The following is a 14,564-nucleotide window of genomic DNA, read 5'->3' as shown; positions in this document are numbered from 1 at the left end:
AGTTTTAACTCAACCGATTGATGACATCTTCAAACAGTTTTTCGTTTACAACTGCAACCCCTCCCAATAGTCCAACATCTTCACCTAACTGATAAAGAGCTAATTGGGACTTTTCTCGGGATTTTGCCATACTGTAAATATTTAATGCTTGTTGGATGGGGGTAATCAAATACTGATTGGCTTCCGCAACGGAACCTCCAATAATGATTAATTCAGGGTTTAATAACTGAATTAAAATAGAAATACCTCTACCTAAATCCAATCCTGCTTCCGAAAGTATGGTAATCGCTCTTTGATCTCCTGCAAGAGCAGCTTCTACTACTAAAGCTGGTTCGAGATCACCTTTATGATCTCTGACCATTCTGGCCAAAATGCTGTCTTTGTCTAGCTTAATGGCATCTTCAGCCATTTTTACGATCGCGGTTCCTGAAGCTACTGCTTCTAAACAACCTTTTTTCCCGCAAATACAGGTAACATCCCGTGATTCAAATATTGGAGAATGGGAAAATTCTCCGGCAAATCCAGAAGCACCTTGATACAATTTACCATCAATAATTATTCCTAAGCCAATTCCCCAACCTACGAAAATTCCCAGGACATTTTTGTGGGAATGTTCTGAACCAAATTTGAACTCTGCCAAAGTCATTGCCCGTGCATCATTCTCCATGTATATTTTCTTCGAAAACCGTTCCTCAAGATTTTCAATGAGAGATTTTTTTCCAAATCTTAAATAAGTGTAGTTGACACCTCCAACAGAGTCCACTAAACCAGGCATAGAGATTCCAATCGCAATCACTTTTTCAGGCTTGATTTCCGTCCTTTTAAGGTAAGAATCAATCAAATCACAAAGATGATCAAAAGTCTCTTTTTCATTATCTAGTGTGATCTTATGGCTTTCTTTAGGGAATGCCAATGTTTGATTACAGGAATAAAGAGCGAAATTTGCTTGAAACTTGGATAAATCCACCGATAATACATAAAAAGCATCTTCGGCCAATCGGTATAAATCAGGTTTTCTTCCCCCTTGGGATTCGGCCCGACCATGTTTGATTACTTCTCCGGAAGCCATCAAATCTGATAACAATGCATTTACAGTGGGAAGAGAAATCCCTACTTCCGCACAAATTTCACTGGCGGTATTCGCACCTTTCAGGTATAAGTTTTTAATAATTTTAATCTTATTAAGATAGCTCTTGATTTCGACGACACCGTCCATTTTATCAATAACTTCTTGCGGGTTTATTAGATGCATAAGTTTGAATTGATCTTCAATTAAGGTATTTTTTTGATTTCAAAAAAGCACTTATTTAAAAAAATATAGAAACATGTTTGTCTTTTTTATGGGAATTGAAATTAATTCCTTGAAGAAGTTAATTTCAGCAAAAGAATTGAATGAAAGAATTCCTGCTTATCAAATTTCTCCCTTCACAATCAAGAAAAAAAGATTCATTTTAAGGCATTAAAAAAGCCCGGAAAACCGGGCTAAAAAATTTTTAATAAGTCAGTCCGTAGCTCAATCACCCTTAAAATAAACTTAGTAGTCAAAAAAATGTCTAGCGGACAAGTTTAAAAAGTAACTTAATGTAGTGATAAATATCTAAAAATCAAAATATTGCATGTAAAAAACATTTTGAATTATCTAAAATATTTATTGGGTGAAGTTAGCCAATTGAACCTTTATTAATTAAATCTTATAATTTGATTTTGCTCTCCTTCATCAATTACAATCTCATCTGCTTTATAATTGATCAAATCCTCCAATCTTCCAGATGGGTTGTAGTACCTCCAAGTACCTTCTTTTTTACCGTCTTTCATGGTTCCTTCAGAGGCCTTTCTTCCATTTTCATGGTAAAAGGTCCAAATTCCTTCTGCTTTTCCAAGCTTATAACTTCCTTCTGATTCTTTTTTACCCGCCACATAATAAGTAATTCGAGTGCCATTTCCGTCTTTTAATGTGCCCTTGTCATACGTTTCTGTCCCATCGTAAGAATTGTATTCTCCAACATTTAGCAATTTTCCTGACTCCCAAAATTCTTCCTGAGTAAGATTTTTATTGTCATAAAACAAGCCCCAAATCCCGTCTTCTTCCCCTAGTTTATAAGTTCCTACAGACTTTAGCTGGCCTCCATCATAATAGTAAAACCATTGCCCTTCTTCTAGTCCTAAGTTGAAGCTGCCTTCTGCAATTAAAATTCCGATTTTATTAAAATATTTCCATACTCCAGTTTGTACATCATTTCTATATTCGCCAATCGAATAGAGTTCGCCATCAGGAAAATAGCTTTTCCAGAGACCTGTTTTCATTCCTGAAACATAATTGCCAGCAACAGAAAGTTTACCACTGCTATGGTATTCCACATATTCCCCAACTGGAATTCCCAATTCGAATGTTTGTCTTTTGGAAAGGCTTTTGTTTGGGAAATATTCTTCCCAAGTGCCTTCTGCTAAACCGTTTTTGTATTTTTCTACCCTAGCTAACCGACCATTTTCATAAAAATAACTCCAGGTACCTGTCTTTTTTCCATATTTATCATAGGTTTCTTCGGCTTCAACTCGGTTGTTTTCAGGGTAATATCGTTTCCAAGTCCCAACTTTAACTCCATTGGAATACTTGCCTTCTTCAATGGGTCTATTTGGATAGAAGTATCGTTTAAAATCTCCGTCTAGTTGTCCATTTTTATAAGTAGTCTCTATATTTAATATTCCTTCGGGATCATACTCCAAGTATGGGCCTTCTCTTTTGTTCTCTTTGAAGTATTCTACTACGGCAGTTTCGCCGAATTCATGATAGGTAACCCATTGACCGGATTTCATTCCGTTTTCGTAGGAACCTTCTCTTTTTACCTGTTTGAAAGGAATATAATCAGGATTACCAGTCTTTCCATAATATTCAGTGAATTGACCTACTAAAACACTGTCTTGAAAAATCATTTCTGTAACCAAAGCTCCATCCAAATCATAAACTTTTGTAGGACCAAATAATTTCCCATCCTTATATTCTGCCACGACTTTTTTAAGCCCTCTTGAACTATATGAAGTCCATGTTCCTTCTTTTTGTCCATTTTGGAAGTTTCCTTCAGAAAGTATTTGGTTCGTTTTTGGGTTGTAATATTTCCACAGCCCTTCTTTGTTAGTGCCTTCCATTACCCCTGTTGCCATGATGGAAGAATCAGAACTATAGAGCTTCACTATGGAAGATTGTTGGGCAAAAAGGGAGAATGAAAATAAGGATGCACCTAGAATCAGGATAAATTTCATATATACTATATCTTTCAGGAAATTGTGAATTGTAGGTTATAACTCAAATTAAGAAAATAAAACCAGCGTTTTATCGATTGTGATAAGTTTACGTCAATCTCAATTTTCAGGTTTGTTTTGATTAACTAAATAGTCGAAAGGTAATTGACAATCAATTGTATTTCTTTTGCGATTTTAGTGCTGATTTCATGGTTGTTTCCCCCAACTTCAATTTCTTTAATCCATACATTTAGTGATCCTGCCTCTATAATTTCAGGATTCCGGGACTTTATTTTTTGGTTTTCAAGAATTAAACCTGGGTAATCCCAAGGACTTTCTGTCGTTCCAAAATAAAAATTATTCTCGTAAAGAAACGATGAAATCGTTCGGTAATTTTTTTCTCCAGCAAGAATGATCAAAAATAAACCATTACCAAACCAGTTTAAAACCCGAATATTTAGACCTGATTCAGGATCGAAATTCCGGATGATATCTAAAACCTGGTAAGGCATCCCCAACAAATCATTCCCTCTAGAAAGTTTTTTTGATTTATGTTTTAAGCAAATCTCCCCCAACTCCTCATCTGAAATTGACTCTGCCACTCGGGAGAATATATCCCAAAATTGAAGTTTTAGACGATGAAGCTTTTTTAACAACTGTTGGTCTTTCCAAAGCTCCAAATCAGGATGTTGGTCAGGTTCGTTCATGTTACCATATCAATAATGCAGAAGCCCATGTAAAACCTGAACCAAATGCAGCCAAACAAATCAAATCCCCTTCATTGATTCTGCCTTGTTCCCAAGCTTCACTCAAAGCTATTGGAATTGTTGCACCAGTGGTATTTCCGTAATGCATGATATTATTGAAAACTTTTTCATCTGGGAATTCCAATTTTTGTTGAATGTATTGGCTAATACGTAAGTTGGCTTGATGAGGGATCAATAAATCAATTTCTTCTTTCGTCTTACCGTTTGCCTCTAAAGCCTCATTGATTACTTCAATAAATCGTACGATGGCGTGTTTGAAAACCACATTTCCATTCATCTTTAAGAAGAAACTACCCGAATCAAACAATTCTTGGGAGTAACGGTCTGCTCTGGAGCTTCCAGGGTCTTTGCAATAAAGTTCTTCCGCATAAGTTCCATCTGCATGTAAATGGGTAGAAAGGATTCCTGAATCTTCTTGATCGGTTGCACTCAAAACCAAAGCGCCCGCGCCATCTGCAAAAATCACTGCGCTGGACCTACCTTCATTGCTTTTATCCAATCCTGAAGATTGAATCTCAGCTCCTACTACAAGTATATTTCGGTACATGCCAGTTTTGATAAATTGGTCTGCTACCGACAAGGCATAAATGAATCCTGAACAGGCATTTCTAATGTCTAAGGCTCCAATACCAGGGATTCCCAGTTCACGTTGCAATAGGACTCCATTTCCTGGCACATAGTAATCGGGTGTAACCGTTGCAAAAACGATGAAATCCAGGTCTTTTGCTTCTAAGCCAGCTCTTTTTAAAGCCATAACAGAAGCGTCTTTGGATAAACTAGTGACAGTATCTACTCCAGGAGTAAACCATCTTCTTTGTTCAATCCCTGTTCGTTCTACAATCCATTCATCATTGGTATCCATCATACCTGATAATTCCGTATTGGTCACAATCCTTTCAGGCAAGGAATGGCCCACTCCTAAAATTTTGGATTTCTTCATTTCTCCTTGGGTTTATTAAAAATGAGTTCAAATATGAGGATATGATCGCTCTCTTACAAAATACTCAGATGAACAATAAAAAGTTTAGAATTAACCAAACAAGGTGTAATTCCCATGCTGATCCATCGGGGATGTTTTCCGCATGACAGCAGGGGTGTCATTTTGCACAGAATTTACCAATGGTGAAACGGTGTAGCTTAGGAGGAAATCGGAAGATATTGGCTCAAAAAGGCTTTTAAGGTCTTCTATACTGGAGTAATTATCCAGCCATTTTTTTTCACCTTCTTTGTTTAGGATAACAGGCATTCTATCGTGAACATCAGAAACGACCTCATTTGGCGTGGTTGTCAAAATCAAGAATGTATGTTGGGTTTCTCCATTAACTGATTCGTACTCTTCCCAAATGCCTGCCATAGAGAATAATTCACCTTCTCTCATAGTAAATCGATATGGGATTTTCGTTTTCTTACCAAGTTTTTTCCATTCATAAAAACCATCTGCAGGTATAATGCAACGTCTTTGTTGGAATGAACTTTTGAAAGAAACTTTTTGATCTACTGTTTCGGATTTGGCATTGATCAATTTCAATGCGACAGGTTTATTTTTACCAAACTCTGGAGTAATTCCCCAATAAAAATAAGAAAAACCATTTGGGCTTGCTGAGGTAATTACAGGCACCAACTGGGTAGGGGCAATGTTATATCTGGGATGAAAATCAGAAAGCATCTCAGCCTGGAACCTTTCTTCCAATTCAATTTTACTTTTGCTTAATGAATAACGTCCACACATATATAGATTAACTTGATTACCAAGCTGGAAGTTAGATATCCTTGGTTATAAATTCAACAGCCCGAGACTCGGAATAATAAGGTTTTTCAGAATTTGCTACTGTGAAGCCTACATGGCCTCCTTGTCTTGGGAACTCAAAATATACTTTTTCAAGATTATTGGCAAGTTGGTAAGGGAAGCATAGTTCACTGAGGAATGGGTCATTTATTGCGTTTAGAACGAGTGTGGGCACTTTTATGTGCTCTAAAAAATAAAGAGAGGAGTTGATAGAATAGTATTCCTCGGCATCGGCAAATCCATGAAGTGGCCCCGTTAAATAATCATCAAAATCTGCTAAAGTTTTTATGTTTTTCAACATTTGGACAGGGATTTCTCCTGGATGTGTCTTTGATTTGAGAATAACCTTTTCTTTTAAGGTTTTTAAAAACCGCTTTGAGTACAGGGTGTTTTCTACTGAGGAGATTTTTTTACTTGCACTACTTAAGTGCAACGGAACCGAAATAGCTACCCCTTTTCTTATTTTTTTGGAAATTATTTCCTGTTCCCCTAAATATTTTAAGATCAGATTTCCTCCTAAAGAAAAACCAACCAATGAGATTTCATCATAGTCATTTTCCGCATACCTGATTACCGTGTTTAAATCATAGGTCGCCCCAGAGTGGTAGAAAATAGCTTGTTGGTTGAGTTCTGCTCCGCATCCTCTAAAATTCCACGCGAGTACGTCAAACCCATTTTTCAGAAAAATTTTACACATCCCGAGAATATATGCACGGGAACTATTTCCTTCCAGGCCATGGTTTACAATGATCAATTTGGAGCTTCCTTGTTTGTACCAATCTAAATCGAGAAAGTCTCCATCAATCGTAGTAATCCTCTCACGAATAGGCCTTTCTAGGTGGACTTTCCTGAAAATAGCAGGATAAATAGTTTCCAAATGGCGATTAAAAAGCCATCTTGGTCTTTGGTAAATGCTGTCTGTAATTAAAGGCATATCAGGAGATTGATGAATAAAGGCTGAAATGCAGGGGGAAAATACTAGTTTTAAATTTGAATAAAGACATTATAAAAACTATTTTTGGACACTTTAAAAACGAATAGAGCGCAATAACTCATGGCCGAAATTATTAGAATGCCTAAAATGAGCGACACCATGGAAGAAGGTGTGATCGCTGCATGGTTGAAAAAAGTAGGAGATACTGTTAAACCAGGAGATATTCTGGCAGAGGTTGAAACTGATAAAGCAACAATGGAGCTTGAATCCTACGACGAAGGTGTGCTTTTATATATTGGAGTAAAAGAGAAAGATTCTGTACCTGTCAATGGCGTTATTGCTGTGATAGGTGAAAAAGGAGAAGATTATGAACACCTTTTGAAAGGTGCTGATAGTTCTTCCGATAAAAAAGAGGATACTCCTAAATCAGATGAAAAAGCTCCCGAACCAGCAAAAGCAGAGGCTCCGAACGAAAGCATTGATACTTCAAATATTAATGCGACGGTAATCACCATGCCTAAAATGTCCGATACTATGCAAGAAGGCACCATTGCCTCTTGGCTGAAAAAGGTTGGAGACGAAATTAAGTCTGGTGAGATCATCGCTGAAGTGGAGACTGATAAAGCAACCATGGAGCTGGAAAGCTATGATGATGGAACTTTGCTATACATTGGTGTAGAAGCTGGAGATAGCGTTCCCGTAGATGGGGTAATCGCTGTGATTGGTGAGAAAGGTGCTGACTTTGAAACTCTTTTAAAAGCTCAGCAACAAAGCTCATCAGAACCGGCTCCAGCTCCGAAAGCAGAATCTGCACCTGCTCCAAAAGCAGAGCCAGTTGCTGAAACTAAATCAGCCCCTGCTTCAACTGCCCCTGCAGCAACTTCTGCAAATGGAGAAAGAGTGAAAGCTTCTCCATTAGCTAAAAAGATTGCTGAAGAAAAGGGCTTAGATATCCGTCAAGTAAGTGGAACTGGTGAAGGTGGAAGAGTTGTCAAAAAAGACGTAGAAAACTTCGTCCCTGCAGCGGCTCCGCAAGTAGCAAGTGCTAGTGCTGGAGCTCCAGCAATTGGACAAGAAAGCTATAAAGAGGAAAAAGTTTCTCAGATGCGTAAAGTAATCGCTAAGAGACTTGCCGAAAGTAAATTTGGTGCTCCACACTTCTATCTTACCATGGAAATTAACATGGATAAGGCGATAGAAGCTAGAAAAAGCATGAATGAAATCGCATCTACAAAGATTTCATTTAATGACATGGTAATCAAAGCTACCGCTGCAGCCTTGCGTCAGCATCCAAAAGTAAATTCAAGTTGGTTAGGTGATAAAATCAGATACAACGAGCATATCCATATTGGTATGGCAGTAGCAGTAGAAGAAGGATTGTTAGTGCCTGTGATCAGATTTGCTGACAACTTATCCTTATCCCAGATTTCTGCACAAGCAAAATCTTTGGGAGGGAAAGCAAAAAACAAAGAGTTGCAGCCTAAAGACTGGGAAGGAAATACCTTCACTATTTCAAATTTAGGGATGTTCGGTATTGAAGAATTTACTGCGATTATTAATCCACCAGATGCTTGTATTTTGGCAGTTGGAGGAATTAAAGAAACCGTAATTGTGAAAGATGGTCAAATGCAAATTGGTAATGTCATGAAAGTGACCTTGTCATGTGACCATAGAGTCGTAGACGGTTCAGTTGGTTCAGCATTCTTGATTACTTTAAAGAATCTTTTGGAGGATCCAGTTAGAATCTTAGTATAAAAATCTAAATACCTGTCAAAAAGTCCTGTTTTCAGGACTTTTTGCTTTTTGTATGGTTATTGTCAGAAAGCAACATTGACAATGCACGTTTGCTTTGAAAGTTATTTTTCCGAGTGATGCATTTCGAATAATTGCTTTGTTAATGAATAGAGAATCATGGAAAGAATTAAATCAACCACAGTCGTAGCAATTCGCCATAATGGAGAAGTAATAATCGGAGCCGATGGCCAAGCTACACTAGGTAATACAGTTGCAAAAAGTACAGTTAAAAAACTGAGAGTTCTTCAAGGTGGTAAAATTGTGACTGGCTTCGCTGGTTCTACTGCTGATGCCTTCACCTTGTTGGAAAAATTCGAAGAAAAGTTAGGTGCTTTTGGTAATAACATGAAAAGAGCAGCGGTGGAACTCGCTAAAGAGTGGAGAACAGACCGAATGCTCAGTAAGTTGGAGGCAATGATGATCGTTGCAGATAAAGAAGATATTTTGATTATCTCTGGGACAGGTGACGTAATTGAGCCTGATATGGAGATTGCAACGATAGGTTCGGGAAGTATGTATGCTCAATCTGCAGCCAGAGCCATGAAGCAATTTGCGCCTCACATGTCAGCGGAACAAATGGTGAGAGAAAGCTTAAATATCGCAGCCGATGTATGTATTTATACCAATCATAATTTGGTGATTGAAAAAGTAATATGACCCCTTAATGAAAGGAAAATGAGACCGGAGAGAATTCTCCGGTTTTTTTGTGCCTAATTTTAAACCTGTTGGTTCGTTTGTCTGTTATCCATATGATAATTAGCTACAACTTATGACAACGACCGCAGCAAAAAAGAATACTAAAAAGGATTTCAAAAAAATTATCCCCGATGCATTCAAGGAATATGTCTTGGAACATGGAGATTCTCCGAAATCAATATTCAAATTTTCTAAGGACTTAAAAATGAAGGAGGAGGAGTTTTATTCATACTTTACCTCTTTTGAAGCCATTAAATCAGCCATTTGGGTAGAGATGTTTGAAGATACATTATCCCAAATCGAAGCACAGGAAGTGTTTAATGAATACTCCGCAAGAGAAAAATTCTTAGGATTTCTTTTTACATGGATTGAAATTTTGAAAAAAAACAGATCCTACCTGCTAAGTCTTTATGGAAGCAGTTCTTCTCAGCTTACCTCTTTGCCAAAAGAAGCTTCTGATTTCAAAGAAAAGTTTAAAGATTTCGCCAATGAGATCATATTGGAAGGAAAAGAAACTGAAGAAATTGCAAATAGGCCATTTATTTCTGAGAAATATGATGAAGCGATGTGGATTCAACTTTGGTTCGTTTTTCAATATTGGTTGAAAGATCAGTCACCAAGATTTGAGAAAACAGATGCAGCCATTGAAAAGTCCGTCAATTTAGCTTTTGACTTAATGGGGAAAAGTGCACTTGACTCATTTCTTGATTTTGCAAAATTCATGTATCAATCCAAATAAGTCATGACAGGAAGTTTAAATGAACAGGAGTTTATTCCAGTTTCAAAAGTTCAGAGGGCGGCAAAGTTCATCTCAACAGGTGCAAAAGTAGGAGGGAATTATGTGAAGCATTATGCAAAAAAGGTGGTAAGGCCAGGTTTGGATAAAGAAGAGCTTCATCAGAATAATGCCTCAGATATTTATAATTCTTTGAGTCAATTGAAGGGATCGGCGTTGAAAGTGGCTCAGATGATGTCCATGGATAAGAATTTATTACCAAGAGCATATCAAGACAAATTTACGATGGCTCAGTATTCGGCCCCACCGCTTTCTTATCCATTGGTGGTAAAAACCTTTCAGAAATATTTCGGAAAATCTCCTGATCAGATATATGATACCTTTACTAGATCTGCTGTCAATGCAGCTTCTATTGGTCAGGTTCATAAAGCTACAAAAGATGGTCAAACCTTGGCCGTAAAAATTCAATATCCGGGGATTGCAGATTCCGTGGGTTCAGACTTGAAATTGGTGAGGCCTTTTGCGCTTCGACTTCTAAATATGAATGAACGGGAACTGGATCATTACATGGAAGAGGTGGAGGAAAAACTCTTGGAGGAAACGGATTATAATTTGGAGGTACAGCGATCGCGAGAGATTTCTTCAGCATGCGCTCATATTCCAAATCTGAAATTCCCAAACTATTATGATGAGTATAGTTCCGACCGAATTATTACTATGGACTGGATCGAAGGGAAGCATTTGAAGGAATGGTTAGAGATAAATCCTTCGCAGGAGGCTAGGAATAAAATTGGTCAAGCCTTGTGGGATTTTTACCATCACCAAGTCCATAATCTCAAACAAGTCCATGCAGACCCCCATCCTGGGAATTTCATTGTTCAGGATTCGGATCAATTGGGGATTATTGATTTTGGATGTGTCAAAGTAATACCTGAAGACTTTTATTCAGGATACTTCGCGTTGATTAAAAAGGATTTGCTGATAAAACCTCAGGAACTCGATCAAATCTTCTTTGATCTGGAATTTATATCTGAGAAGGATACCAAAGAGGAGCAATTGTATTTCAAAGGAGTCTTTAGAGAAATGATATCTTTATTAGGAAAACCATTTCATGTGGATCGTTTTGATTTTTCGGATGATGGGTTCTTTGAACAAATCTTTCAACTAGGAGATAGGATTTCCAATGATAAGATGTTTAAGAAATCTCGTCAAGCGAGAGGATCCAGACATGGACTCTATATCAATCGTACCTATTTTGGGTTGTATAATCTGCTAAACCAATTGCAAGCAGAAATTGATACGACTAAGCCAGATTGGCTGAAGTAAAAAAAGGGAAGCTTTTTGCTTCCCTTTTTTATTTTATTCTGCTGAGTTGTAAGTCACTCTATAAATAACTCCAGCCATGTCATCTGATATCAACATGCTTCCATCTGGAAGTTCTTGTACATCGACCGGTCTCCCCCAAGCTTCTTGACTAGCTTCATTCAACCAACCCTGGATAAAGATTTCTTCTCCAGTCACATTGGAGTTTTCGTCTAATTTCTCCACAGCAACCACATATCCTGACTTTTTGCTTCGGTTCCAGGAACCATGTTTTGCAACAAATATGGAGTTGTCATAGCTACTAGGAAACATACCTGCTTCATAGAATCGCATTCCTAGCGGAGCATTATGGGGTCCCATTAATGCGGCAGGAGCGATGTAGTCTGATTGGGCGCCTCCGGCATCTCCAAACTCTGGATCTTTAACATCACCTGCATGCCAATACGGATAGCCAAAATGCTGACCTGCTTCAGTGATTTTGTTGAGTTCGCAATTAGGAATATCATCTCCCATCATATCTCTTCCATTGTCAGTGAACCACATATTTCCTGTTTTTGGGTTCCAGTCAAATCCCACTGTATTTCTTACCCCATGGGCATATACTTCTGGCTCTGGATTAGCTGCATTGACATCCAAACGTGTGATACTTGCATAAATATCCTCTTCTGGATCACAAATATTGCAAGGAGCTCCAACTGGCACATAGAGTTTGCCATCAGGTCCAAATGCGATGAATTTCCATCCGTGGTGTGTTTCTGTAGGGAAACCATCATAAACAACCTCATAACTTGGATTCCCCAGATTATTTTTGATGTCTTTGAATCTTAAAATTCTACTTACTTCAGCCACATACAAATCTCCATCTTTGTAAGCGACACCATTGGGCATTTGTAAGCCTTCAGCCAAGATGAATTTTGAATCAGCTTTGCCATCTCCATTTTCATCAATCACGGCATATACTTTATCTTCTTGCCTGTTTCCTACAAACACAATCCCTTCCTCTGTAACAGTCATGGCTCTGGCATTTGGAATATCCGCAGCCCAAACGTCTATTTTAAAATTGGGAGGAAGTGTAAGTTTATCCAATTGTACCTCTGCAGTTGCTTGAGAAATATCTCTTTTATTGGCAGAATTAACAGTTTGTATGGGTTCAATTTTCACCTCCTTCTTTTGTTCACAGCTGATCGTCATTGAAGCTGTTGTCAAAAGCACAGATAATGTTAATGTTGAAATGGTTTTCATAATATTTTATTTTCTACAAGTTAAGTAATCTAAACAATTTCAGAATGTTCAACTTTCAAAGGTATATGAACGGGTTAATCTTTATTTTTGGGGCATGTTATCGATTAGTAATCTCTCTTATTTCATAGGCGGACGTCCTTTATACGAAAATGCCAACCTTCATATCAAGCCAAAAGATAAAATTGGGCTGGTAGGACAGAATGGTACTGGCAAATCTACTCTCCTGAAAATTATTTCTGGAGACTATCAACCTACATCAGGAGAAGTCCAAAAAGCCAAAGATTGTTCCATTGGGTTTTTAAATCAGGATCTTCTTTCCTATCAATCGGATGAAAGTATTTTAAATGTGGCTTTGGCAGCGTTTAAAGAAACCTTGGACCTTCAAGATGAAATTGATCAGGTTCTCAAAGAAATGGAAACTGATTATTCGGAAGAAATCATGAATCGGTTGGCGACTTTGCAGGACCGCTTTGAGGCCAACGAAGGGTATACCATCAAAGCTAAGGCAGAGGAGGTATTAGAAGGAATAGGTTTTAAGACCTCGGATCTTCAAAAGCCACTTCGAACATTTTCCGGAGGTTGGAGAATGAGGGTGATGCTTGCCAAGCTCCTTTTGGAAAAGCCATCTTTATTGATGCTGGATGAGCCAACCAACCACTTGGATTTACCATCCATTCAATGGGTAGAGAACTATCTTAAGACTTATGAAGGTGCAGTGGTGGTCGTTTCCCATGACCAAACCTTTTTGGACAACTGTATCACAAGCACGGTTGAAGTGGCCAATCATACGTTGACGCTTTACTCGGGGAATTACTCTTTCTATAAAGAGGAGAAGAAAGAGCGGATGGAGATTCAACAGAATGCTTATGAAAATCAGCAACAAATGATTAAACAAACGGAAAAGTTCATTGAGCGATTCCGTGCAAAAGCTACTAAATCCAATCAGGTCCAATCTAGGATCAAGGCTCTGGATCGGATGGAACGAGTGCATGAAGTAGTCAATGACGAAGTTTCTGTAAACTTTAAGTTTAAATTTTCAAAGCAATCGGGTAGGGATGTCGTCACCTTGGATAATATCTCAAAAGCCTATGGGGATAATGTTATTTTGAAAAATACTTCAGCACGAATTGAGAGGGGTGATAAGATTGCTTTGATTGGAGCGAATGGGAAAGGGAAATCAACGCTACTTAGAATTATAGATGGATCAGAAAAAGGTATAGAGGGAAGAACTGAGGGATATAATGTCATCAAGTCATTTTTTGCGCAGCATCAACTGGAAGCCTTGACTTTAGATAATGAGATAATCCAGGAGATGTCCCAGGCAGGAAGTGCAAAAACCGAAATGGAACTTCGTGGAGTTTTAGGCTGCTTTTTGTTTTCCAATGAGGAGGTGTTTAAGAAAATCAAAGTTCTTTCTGGAGGGGAGAAGTCTAGGGTAGCTTTGGCTAAAACACTGATTTCAGAGGCGAATTTTTTGCTTTTGGATGAACCTACTAATCACTTGGACTTTCAGTCTGTAAATATCTTAATTCAAGCGCTGCAGCAATATGAGGGCACATTTGTAACAGTCTCTCACGATAGACATTTTATCAAAGGAGTAGCGAATAAGATTTGGTATATTGAAAATCATGAGATTAAAGAGTACCCGGGGACCTATGAGGAATATGAGTTTTGGAAGTCTCAGCAAGTAGAGGAGAAAGAAATAGATGTTCCTAAACCAGCTAAGAAGGAAAAAACTGCTCCAACTCAAAGCCAAGTTGAAATAAATCAGGCAAAAAAGGAGTTGAAGAAGCTGGAAGAAAATCTTTCTAGGGTAGAAAAAGAAATAGAAAAGCTGGAATCTGACAAAACGGATGTGGAGCTGAAAATGTCTGATCCGGAATTGTACTCCAATGAAAATGAGTTGAAAAAGGTGCAAGATCTTCATCAATCCATTCATCGAAAAATGGATGATCTGAATGCAGAATGGGAAGCATTGGTAGATGAAATATCGGCACTTCAGGATGTCGTGGCTTAACAATTAATGATCACAAACTGAAAGAGGAAAAG

The 14,564-nt window shown here is 38.0% G+C and carries 12 protein-coding genes; 5 read left to right on the top strand and 7 right to left on the bottom strand.

Features of this window, described 5'->3' with window-relative positions; all coding sequences use genetic code 11:
• Positions 1-4: 4 nt before the first annotated feature.
• The 6 genes from JYB62_RS07420 to JYB62_RS07395 form a co-directional block, all read right to left on the bottom strand.
• Positions 5-1,252 (bottom strand): ROK family transcriptional regulator, encoded by a 1,248-nt coding sequence (locus JYB62_RS07420; protein ID WP_205644768.1) that lies wholly within the window; start codon positions 1,250-1,252, stop codon positions 5-7.
• Between the two features lie 428 nt (positions 1,253-1,680).
• Complete coding sequence (locus JYB62_RS07415; RefSeq protein ID WP_205644767.1) at positions 1,681-3,258, bottom strand: toxin-antitoxin system YwqK family antitoxin; 1,578 nt, start codon at positions 3,256-3,258, stop codon at positions 1,681-1,683.
• Positions 3,259-3,383: 125 nt separating this feature from the next.
• The gene (locus JYB62_RS07410; RefSeq protein WP_205644766.1) at positions 3,384-3,944 is read right to left on the bottom strand and encodes a hypothetical protein; all 561 of its coding nucleotides are present in this window, start codon (positions 3,942-3,944) and stop codon (positions 3,384-3,386) included.
• 1 nt (position 3,945) lies between these two features.
• Entirely contained in the window at positions 3,946-4,944 is a 999-nt protein-coding gene (locus tag JYB62_RS07405) for a 3-oxoacyl-ACP synthase III family protein (RefSeq protein WP_205644765.1), read from the bottom strand.
• A 90-nt stretch (positions 4,945-5,034) separates the two neighbouring features.
• Positions 5,035-5,733, bottom strand: a complete 699-nt coding sequence (locus JYB62_RS07400; protein ID WP_205644764.1) for an SOS response-associated peptidase — start codon at positions 5,731-5,733, stop codon at positions 5,035-5,037.
• Positions 5,734-5,764: 31 nt separating this feature from the next.
• A complete protein-coding gene (locus JYB62_RS07395; protein ID WP_205644763.1) occupies positions 5,765-6,724 on the bottom strand; it encodes a YheT family hydrolase in 960 nt (319 codons plus the stop codon).
• Positions 6,725-6,844: 120 nt separating this feature from the next.
• On the opposite strand from JYB62_RS07395, the gene JYB62_RS07390 reads away from it, so the two are divergent.
• From JYB62_RS07390 to JYB62_RS07375, 4 genes are all read left to right on the top strand, one after another.
• A complete protein-coding gene (locus JYB62_RS07390) occupies positions 6,845-8,479 on the top strand; it encodes a pyruvate dehydrogenase complex dihydrolipoamide acetyltransferase (protein ID WP_205644762.1) in 1,635 nt (544 codons plus the stop codon).
• Between the two features lie 156 nt (positions 8,480-8,635).
• Entirely contained in the window at positions 8,636-9,175 is a 540-nt protein-coding gene (gene hslV / locus JYB62_RS07385; protein ID WP_205644761.1) for an ATP-dependent protease subunit HslV, read from the top strand.
• 112 nt (positions 9,176-9,287) lie between these two features.
• Positions 9,288-9,953, top strand: a complete 666-nt coding sequence (locus JYB62_RS07380) for a TetR family transcriptional regulator C-terminal domain-containing protein (protein ID WP_205644760.1) — start codon at positions 9,288-9,290, stop codon at positions 9,951-9,953.
• Positions 9,954-9,956: 3 nt separating this feature from the next.
• Positions 9,957-11,276, top strand: a complete 1,320-nt coding sequence (locus JYB62_RS07375; RefSeq protein WP_205644759.1) for an ABC1 kinase family protein — start codon at positions 9,957-9,959, stop codon at positions 11,274-11,276.
• 33 nt (positions 11,277-11,309) lie between these two features.
• Here the strand turns inward: JYB62_RS07375 and JYB62_RS07370 are convergent, their stop codons facing one another.
• The gene (locus JYB62_RS07370) at positions 11,310-12,515 is read right to left on the bottom strand and encodes a PQQ-dependent sugar dehydrogenase (protein ID WP_243431457.1); all 1,206 of its coding nucleotides are present in this window, start codon (positions 12,513-12,515) and stop codon (positions 11,310-11,312) included.
• Positions 12,516-12,609: 94 nt separating this feature from the next.
• On the opposite strand from JYB62_RS07370, the gene JYB62_RS07365 reads away from it, so the two are divergent.
• The gene (locus tag JYB62_RS07365) at positions 12,610-14,532 is read left to right on the top strand and encodes an ABC-F family ATP-binding cassette domain-containing protein (protein ID WP_205644758.1); all 1,923 of its coding nucleotides are present in this window, start codon (positions 12,610-12,612) and stop codon (positions 14,530-14,532) included.
• Positions 14,533-14,564: the final 32 nt, after the last annotated feature.

Source organism: Algoriphagus lutimaris (genome assembly GCF_017051705.1).
In the GTDB taxonomy this organism is placed as follows: domain Bacteria; phylum Bacteroidota; class Bacteroidia; order Cytophagales; family Cyclobacteriaceae; genus Algoriphagus; species Algoriphagus lutimaris.
Note: the sequence above shows the minus strand (reverse complement) of the source record. Positions and strands in the feature narration are given on the sequence as shown.

What these genes read in the sequence shown, in the direction of transcription:
- JYB62_RS07420 (WP_205644768.1), bottom strand. Translation starts at nt 1,252, where the DNA reads ATGCATCTAATAAACCCGCAAGAAGTTATTGATAAAATGGACGGTGTC.
- JYB62_RS07415 (WP_205644767.1), bottom strand. Translation starts at nt 3,258, where the DNA reads ATGAAATTTATCCTGATTCTAGGTGCATCCTTATTTTCATTCTCCCTT.
- JYB62_RS07410 (WP_205644766.1), bottom strand. Translation starts at nt 3,944, where the DNA reads ATGAACGAACCTGACCAACATCCTGATTTGGAGCTTTGGAAAGACCAA.
- JYB62_RS07405 (WP_205644765.1), bottom strand. Translation starts at nt 4,944, where the DNA reads ATGAAGAAATCCAAAATTTTAGGAGTGGGCCATTCCTTGCCTGAAAGG.
- JYB62_RS07400 (WP_205644764.1), bottom strand. Translation starts at nt 5,733, where the DNA reads ATGTGTGGACGTTATTCATTAAGCAAAAGTAAAATTGAATTGGAAGAA.
- JYB62_RS07395 (WP_205644763.1), bottom strand. Translation starts at nt 6,724, where the DNA reads ATGCCTTTAATTACAGACAGCATTTACCAAAGACCAAGATGGCTTTTT.
- JYB62_RS07390 (WP_205644762.1), top strand. Translation starts at nt 6,845, where the DNA reads ATGGCCGAAATTATTAGAATGCCTAAAATGAGCGACACCATGGAAGAA.
- hslV (WP_205644761.1), top strand. Translation starts at nt 8,636, where the DNA reads ATGGAAAGAATTAAATCAACCACAGTCGTAGCAATTCGCCATAATGGA.
- JYB62_RS07380 (WP_205644760.1), top strand. Translation starts at nt 9,288, where the DNA reads ATGACAACGACCGCAGCAAAAAAGAATACTAAAAAGGATTTCAAAAAA.
- JYB62_RS07375 (WP_205644759.1), top strand. Translation starts at nt 9,957, where the DNA reads ATGACAGGAAGTTTAAATGAACAGGAGTTTATTCCAGTTTCAAAAGTT.
- JYB62_RS07370 (WP_243431457.1), bottom strand. Translation starts at nt 12,515, where the DNA reads ATGAAAACCATTTCAACATTAACATTATCTGTGCTTTTGACAACAGCT.
- JYB62_RS07365 (WP_205644758.1), top strand. Translation starts at nt 12,610, where the DNA reads ATGTTATCGATTAGTAATCTCTCTTATTTCATAGGCGGACGTCCTTTA.